This is a genomic window from Cupriavidus lacunae (assembly GCF_003353055.1).
Lineage (GTDB): Bacteria > Pseudomonadota > Gammaproteobacteria > Burkholderiales > Burkholderiaceae > Cupriavidus > Cupriavidus lacunae.
This window is the reverse complement of the sequence record NZ_QKWJ01000161.1, coordinates 1-7,128: the sequence shown is the minus strand read 5'-3', so window position 1 is coordinate 7,128 and position 7,128 is coordinate 1. Positions and strand designations below refer to the sequence as shown.

General features: G+C 57.0%; 3 protein-coding genes and 3 pseudogenes. 2 read left to right on the top strand and 4 right to left on the bottom strand.

Annotated elements, in window-relative coordinates; genetic code table 11:
• Positions 1–125: 125 nt before the first annotated feature.
• The 3 genes and pseudogenes from DN412_RS41645 to speB form a co-directional block, all read right to left on the bottom strand.
• A pseudogene (locus DN412_RS41645) lies at positions 126–881 on the bottom strand (porin); the annotation flags it as partial.
• A gap of 415 nt (positions 882–1,296) precedes the next feature.
• Positions 1,297–2,781, bottom strand: coding sequence for a purine-cytosine permease family protein (locus DN412_RS41640; RefSeq protein ID WP_115216830.1), 1,485 nt, complete (start codon positions 2,779–2,781; stop codon positions 1,297–1,299).
• A gap of 91 nt (positions 2,782–2,872) precedes the next feature.
• A complete protein-coding gene (gene speB / locus DN412_RS41635) occupies positions 2,873–3,847 on the bottom strand; it encodes an agmatinase (RefSeq protein WP_115216829.1) in 975 nt (324 codons plus the stop codon).
• A gap of 241 nt (positions 3,848–4,088) precedes the next feature.
• On the opposite strand from speB, the gene DN412_RS41630 reads away from it, so the two are divergent.
• Positions 4,089–5,000 (top strand): LysR family transcriptional regulator, encoded by a 912-nt coding sequence (locus DN412_RS41630; RefSeq protein WP_244223092.1) that lies wholly within the window; start codon positions 4,089–4,091, stop codon positions 4,998–5,000.
• A 330-nt stretch (positions 5,001–5,330) separates the two neighbouring features.
• On the opposite strand, the pseudogene DN412_RS41625 reads toward DN412_RS41630, so the two are convergent.
• Positions 5,331–5,958: pseudogene (locus DN412_RS41625) on the bottom strand (tyrosine-type recombinase/integrase).
• Between the two features lie 781 nt (positions 5,959–6,739).
• On the opposite strand from DN412_RS41625, the pseudogene DN412_RS41620 reads away from it, so the two are divergent.
• A pseudogene (locus tag DN412_RS41620) lies at positions 6,740–7,003 on the top strand (transposase); the annotation flags it as partial.
• Positions 7,004–7,128 lie beyond the last annotated feature (125 nt).

The following is a 7,128-nucleotide window of genomic DNA, read 5'->3' as shown; positions in this document are numbered from 1 at the left end:
TGGCCTTGAATTCCGCCGTGTGTACCTTGCGCTTCTTGCCTTCACTCATTCGCCATCATCCCGTCAAGGACGACAGCTTAAACCACCGCCTGATCACTGTCTCAAATCGTGGGTCCACTTTACTCGGTATTGGTATACGAAAAGCCCAGCGTGGTCGCACCAAACGCATAGTTGGTGCCCGCGCCGAAGATTCTCAGCCGTGTGCCAATAAAGTTGGCGTCCCCGGCATTGTTGAGCGCCCCGCCGGCGGTCGCCGACGGGTTGTCCGTTTGCTGATAGGCCGCGGCAATCAGCAACCGGCCATTCGCATACTGACCGCCGAAGCTGTAGTGCCGATTGTTTGCGAAGTCTGTGCTATTGCTAAAGCCGTACATACCACCGAACTGGAAGCCGCCGAACGTCGGGCTCGTGTACTTCACCGAGTTGTTGACGCGGAACGAATTGTCGGTGTTGTCGTTGTCGTACACGTGCGAAAACATGTAGCCGGCCCAATTCCCGTTCGCGGTGGTCTGCGCGACGTAGTCCACTACCGCGTCGTACTGGCGTCCCAGCGTGACCGCCCCGATGCTGTCGTTTCGCAAGCCGACATAGGCCTGCCGACCAAACAACAGCCCACCCTGGCCCAGGCGACCCGTGCTCACGTTGAAGCCGTTTTCGAGCTGGAAGACCGCCTTTGTCCCACCACCGAGATCCTCCACCCCTTTGAAACCCCACCGGCTGCCTTGAGCGAAGCCGCTCTGCAGCTCAAACAAGCTATGTCCATCAACATTGTTCGTGTAGTTGATACCCTCATCAACCACACCATAGATCGTCACCGCACTCTGCGCCATCGCCGGAACGGAAACGGCACAGAATATTGATCCAATGATTTTCTTTCTCATTATCTCCTCCTTATACTTTTTCGAAGCATGCTGGCGCAGCACCTGGCATCCGGCGCTGTCTGCTGGCAAGTCAGAATGCACGTCCCCCGGGCCGCCGCTTGTGGCGAAGCTGTTGGTGGCCACATCAACTACCACGGTGATACCCGTTGCTTTACCGAGTCGAAGATTACGAATCCGCTATGCCCATGACAATTGAAATTGCGGCATAGGGCATACCGCAGCGGAATGCGTCTTTTCAGTTCGCGATGCCAAACTGCCCGGAAACCCTTGTCGGTACTTGGTCAGCGTAGCGCGGTAGTCGATCGATGCTCTCGAGGGGATTCCGGATATGACGTGGGTAATCTCTAGGCGCTCCGAGCCGATACCGCGCGCGTGCTGGCTGATTTCCCCCCAGCCGCAGGCCGGATTGGCCGGACTACGACTCGGCGTGGTCGGCTGGCAGGATCAGCGCCTGCGGCACGTTCGCTTTACTGCCAAAGTAGAAGTAAATCACGGCTGGAACAACCAGACCAACGATCCAGGATATGTCGACACCACCGAGCGCCTCCACCCATGCACCGGTGTAGAAGCTGGTCGCAATGAAGGGCATTTGCACCGCTACACCCAACACATAGACCGTCATGCCCCTGGCATTCCAGCGACCATAGCGGCCGTCGGGGTTGAAGAGCGCTGGCACGTCGTAGCGCTCCTTGGTGACAAAGTAGTAGTCGACCAGGTTGATGGCGCTCCAAGGAGTAAGGAACGCAAGGAGGAACAACAGGAAGGCGGAGAACTTCTTGAGAAAGTCATGCTCCCCGGCCGCCAAAGCGAGCGCGGTCGAAAACCCAACCATGACCACGACGAAGAAGAATTTCGTACGGCCGGAGATGGTCCGTTGCCCACCAAGTCCGGTCAGGATGGCGGCGACCGACATGACGCTCCCATACGCATTCAACGTGGTGATCGTGAGTTTGCCCAAGACGATCGTCAGGTAGAGCAAAATGGCGGCTACCCCAGTTGCGCCCAGGTCGACGATGAAGCTCACCTCATGTCCGGCGAACTGGTTGCCCGCCAACGCCGCGGCAAAGACACCGAAGACCATGGAGATCTGCGAACCCAGCACCGAACCAATGCCCACCGCTAGAAATGTCTTGAAAGCCGAGGTCGAGCGAGGCAGATAGCGCGAGTAGTCGGCGACATATGGTCCGTAGGCAATCTGCCATGAGGCGGAAAGGGAAACGGCCAGCAGGAAGTGCCCCACATCGAAGCTGCGATTCTGTAGCAACGCGCCAACGTCCTGCCCTTTGAGTAGGCTGGCGAACAAGTACAGGAACGCCACAACGCCAATCACGCTGGAGACTCGCCCCATGAAATGAATGGTGCGATAGCCGAATGTCGCGAGCATGATCACCAGGCCCGAGAACAGCAGAATCGCGCTGGCGTTGCTTATACCCATCAGATGGCTGAGCGCTTGGCCGGACAGAACCATGCCCCCCGCTGAGAAGCCCACATACATGATGCAGACAAGCACCAGGGGCACAATCGCACCGTAGACGCCGAACTGGACTCGACTGGAGATCATCTGCGGGAGGCCGAGCTGAGGTCCTTGCGCGCCATGGAGCGCCATGACTGCGCCGCCCAGGATCTGTCCAATCAGGAGGCCAATGAGGGACCAGAACACATCGCCGCCAAGCACCACTGCCAGTGCACCCGTTACCACAGCGGTGATCTGAAGATTGGCGCCAAGCCACAAGGTAAACTGACTGGCCAGGCTGCCATGCCTTTCCGATTCCGGGATGAAGTCAATCGAGCGGCGTTCAATGAGCCGGGAGGAAGTCGGGCCTGACGTTAGGCCTGAGGTTAGGTCCGGACCTGAGGGTGAGATTGCGGAGGATTCCGCGCCGAATTTCGAAGTGTCCATCTTTGTCTCCTGGGTAGAGGCTTACCTAGCTGTCGGTCTCAGTCGACGGCTGGCAGTCTATTTCATTTGGTGCTGATCAGATGTTCGGAGGTCAGCGCCGCTTTTGCTTGCTGATGTTGGCAGCTAGGACACATAGGATCTCGAACATCAACGTGGCAGCGACCAATGCCGTATTGCCAGTTGGGTCAAACGGAGGCGACACTTCAACCACATCACCTCCGATGAGATTCAGGCCCCGTAGTCCACGAATCATGTGCTGGGCCTCGATCGTGGTCAGCCCACCGATTTCCGGTGTGCCAGTGCCGGGCGCGTACACGGGATCCAGTGCATCGACATCGAAGGTCACATACGTGCGGCCGTTTCCAACTACGCGCCTGGCTTCCTGGATCACGGCATCGACACCCATCGACCGAAATTCATCCATGTCGATGACTCGAATGCCCTGACGTTCACCCCAATCATTCTCACTGTCGTTGTACAACGCCCCACGAATACCGATTTGTATGGTCCGCTTCGGATCCAGCAATCCCTCCTCGATCGCCCGCCGAAAGGGGGTACCATGTGTGTAAAGGTTATCGCCAAAATAACGATTCCACGTATCTGTATGCGCGTCAAAGTGCACCATACCAACGGGCCCATCCTTTGCAAGCGCCCGCAAGATCGGCAACGTTACCAGGTGATCTCCACCCACCGATAGCGGCGCAATATCAGCCTTGCATACTGCGTCGTAGAATGCGGTGATCCGATTCATCGAATCGATCAAATCCACCGGATTGACAGGCGTATCCCCTAGGTCCGCGCAATTGCAGATCTCGAATGGTTTGATGCCGCTGCTTCGGTTGACATTGCGCACCATCGTCGAGATATCACGCACCTGACGAGGGCCATGTCGCGCGCCCGGACGATTGGTGGTGCCACCATCCCACGGCACCCCGATCAACCCGATATCCACGTCTGGAATGTTCTCATCCTTCAGCCCGATGTGCGGCAGCCGCATCAATGTGGCCAAACCTGCATAACGTGGCGTCACCGTGCCGGTGACCGGCGCAAACATATTTTCTTCCATGAGTAAGGTCCTCGCAGTTAGTACGACTGGAACCGGCGCTCCGATGCTGTGGTCCGGCCCTCAGCCAGAGTCGTCCATTAAGTCTTGCACGCGAGTGCCACATGTTGAATCAGAACTTCTCGAACTTTAGTTTTGGATTCCTCGAACCTTCCCAATCTGCCATTCATGGTCGGCGGCCGTGCTAGGCTGTCCGTAGTGCAAGCCCACGGACAGCGGATGGAGGGGTATTAGTATGATCAGAATGACTGACGTCGATCTACGGTTGTTGCGCATATTCAAAACGGTTGCTGATTTGAAAGGTCTCTCAGCAGCGGAATCTGCACTCAATTTGAATCTGTCCACCATAAGCTCCCACATGACGGATCTCGAAAAGCGACTGGGCCTAAGGCTATGCGAGCGCGGTCGGCGGGGCTTCCATCTGACCGAAGAGGGCCATTCTGTTTATCAGGCGGCCGAGAGCTTGCTGAACTCAGTGGAAGAATTCCGGGCGGACATCGGCGCCATACGTCATGAGATTAGCGGCGAGTTAGCAATTGGCGTTGTAGATAGCACCATCACCGACGTGCAGGCCAAAATTACGGATGCGATCCGCGCCGTCAAGCAAAAAGGCGGTGATCTCTTTTTGAAAATGGAGATCAAATCCCCAGACGAGATCGAGGCTGCGGTACTTGAGCGGAAAATACATGTTGGCATCGGGCCCTTCCGCATTATGCATCCCGGTTTGACGTACCTGCCACTCTACACGGAGAATCTACGTCTTTACTGTAGCCATCTCCACCCCCTTTTCAAATCGGCTCCGAATGACATCAACACAGAGGATTTGCAGAAGCTGGATTATGTTGCGCGGGGTTATATGCGCGAATCCAGGGAGCTGAGCGACGCTAGCAACTTTAAAGTAGCGGCCACCGTCTATCATATGGAAGCCGCCGCGACCCTCGTTTTGTCAGGCAATTTTATCGGCTTCCTTCCGGAGCATTATGCCTTGCAGTGGGTCAAGCAAGACCTGATGCGAGCGATACATCCCGCGTTTCTAAGCCACAGCGCCGAATTCTCGCTTGTGTTGCTAAGAGGTCGTGAACAGACGATGGCTGTTCGAGTATTTGTAGATGCGTTGCAATCTTCTTTACAACCCAATCGACGTATGTCAACGTAGCTCTCGCATTTGTGACCCCGAGTTCGACGGTTTCGCGCAAACTGTTGATGCCGAAAGCAGCGATTTTTCCCATGACGGCGTTTGCGAGGGAAGACCATTGGAGAACTCGCTCGGGGTATTCCCGAATGCGGCTGGTAGCCAAAGTCCGGCGGTCGCGAGAGGCGACATCTTACGCACAGTTTCAACGGCGGATGCCGCGACGCGACGCCGCTTTTCGGCGATCGAACGACTCCTTGCTGAGTGAAGTTGCCATTTGAATGTCTCGCCGACGTATGGGGCGAAAGTCGCTTCATGGCCGGCAAGCGACCGCTAGCCGGCCACGTTACCTAACTACACTTCAGTTTGCTCCGCCATTTCGAGCGCGTCGTCCACTTCAATGCCAAGGTAGCGCACCGTGCTCTCAAGTTTGGTGTGCCCAAGAAGCAGTTGAACCGCTCGTAGATTCTTCGTGCGCCGGTAGATCAGCGATGCTTTGGTGCGCCGGATGGAATGCGTTCCATAAACTGAGTCGTCAAGGCCAATGGAGGCGACCCAGCGATGAACGATCCTCGCGTACTGTCGTGTTGAAAGGTGCGGCGATGAATGCAAGCGACTCGGAAAGAGATAGTCGCCCAGTTTGAGTCCGCGAGCATGAATCCAACACTGAACGCTTTGGCGAGTCTGTTCGGTGATCTCGAATTGCACTGACCGTTGAGTCTTCCGCTGCATAACTGTTGCGCGGGCGCCAACCTGGCTGCCCATGCAGATGTCTTGCACGCGCAGGCGGGTCCAGATCGCACGCTCGGAGCTTGCTGTCAATGGCAAGGTTGAACATCGCCAGTTCGCGAACATTCGTCGTAAGCTGAAGCCGAGTTCGTATCGCCCATATCTCGTTCAACTTAAGTGGAGGTTTTTGGCCGGTCAACCTCCCTTTGTTCCATGGAACGTGATGCGTTTTGTCGAGAGGGGTGGTTTCCATGATGGTCTCCATTCGAGTGAAGGGAGACCAGTCTGCGCCTCTGCTAGTGGTCGCTGATCGACCCCTATGCGCAGGTCGCAACTATGCGTAGGTCGCGCAGGGGCGTGTGATCGAGTCCGTCGGCGGCGCGGATTCTGGCATGGTCGTTCAGTGCAGACCTGCGCATAGTTTCCGCTGCGGATTGAAGTGGCGGTGCCACTTGAGGGAGCTATGATGGCGCCCGCAGTCCGGCGTGCCGTACAAGGTCATTACACTCTGGCCCGGCCACGAGAGCACCAAGACCACTCCGCCGTCATGTCGAATCCAACCCTCGATCAAAAGAAGGCACTCGCACGAAAGAAGCCTGCCGACACCACCATGCATCGGTTATGGCGCGGGACGCACGCATGCGGTTCCTACGGACGTATAACTATGCGCAGGCAGTATCGGGGCCGATTCCCATCGGAGTTGGTCTGGTACCGAGGATCTCCCGCCATCTACGCATAGTTGCGACCTGCGCATAGAGCAGAGGGTTTTTTGATAACCGGTCGCGGGCTGACCTCGCCGGGTCCCGCTCCCACGCCTGCGGCCGCGACCGCTAATCAAAAAACCCTCTGCTCTATGCAGAGATTTGCATACCGACCCATCTCCGCCATTTGGTCCATCTGCCTGGATAGACTGTAGACACGCTGAAAACGGACGTTCAGCGCCGGCCTATGGGTGGATTGCAGGAGTCGATCGGCTGCACAATTAGGCCCGTAAGGGCTATCCATTTAACCGGAGCTAGGCACATACTATCGCCATGGAGCGTCGGAGCGCAGGCATTCACTATCCCGGTTCCTTTGGCGAGTTCCAGACGTGGTTCCAGTCAGACGCCGACTGCTTGGACTACCTCGAGTGGCTGCGATGGCCGTCGGGGTTCGTCTGCCCGGAATGCGGCCACGCTGGTGGATGGCGCCTGGGAGACGGGAGGTTCATGTGCACGGACTGTGGCAACCGCACGTCTGTGACGGCGGGAACCATCTTCGACCGAACCCGCACGCCGCTCACGGTCTGGTTCGCTGCATGGTAACCGTCAGCGGAACCCGTCTGGCGAGTAGAGGGCGGCGATGAGAAGGTAGGAGCTTCACGATCACTGGGAGTGAAGCGATGGCCAATCAGCGGGAAGGCAAGAGCGGACGAGCCGGGGCA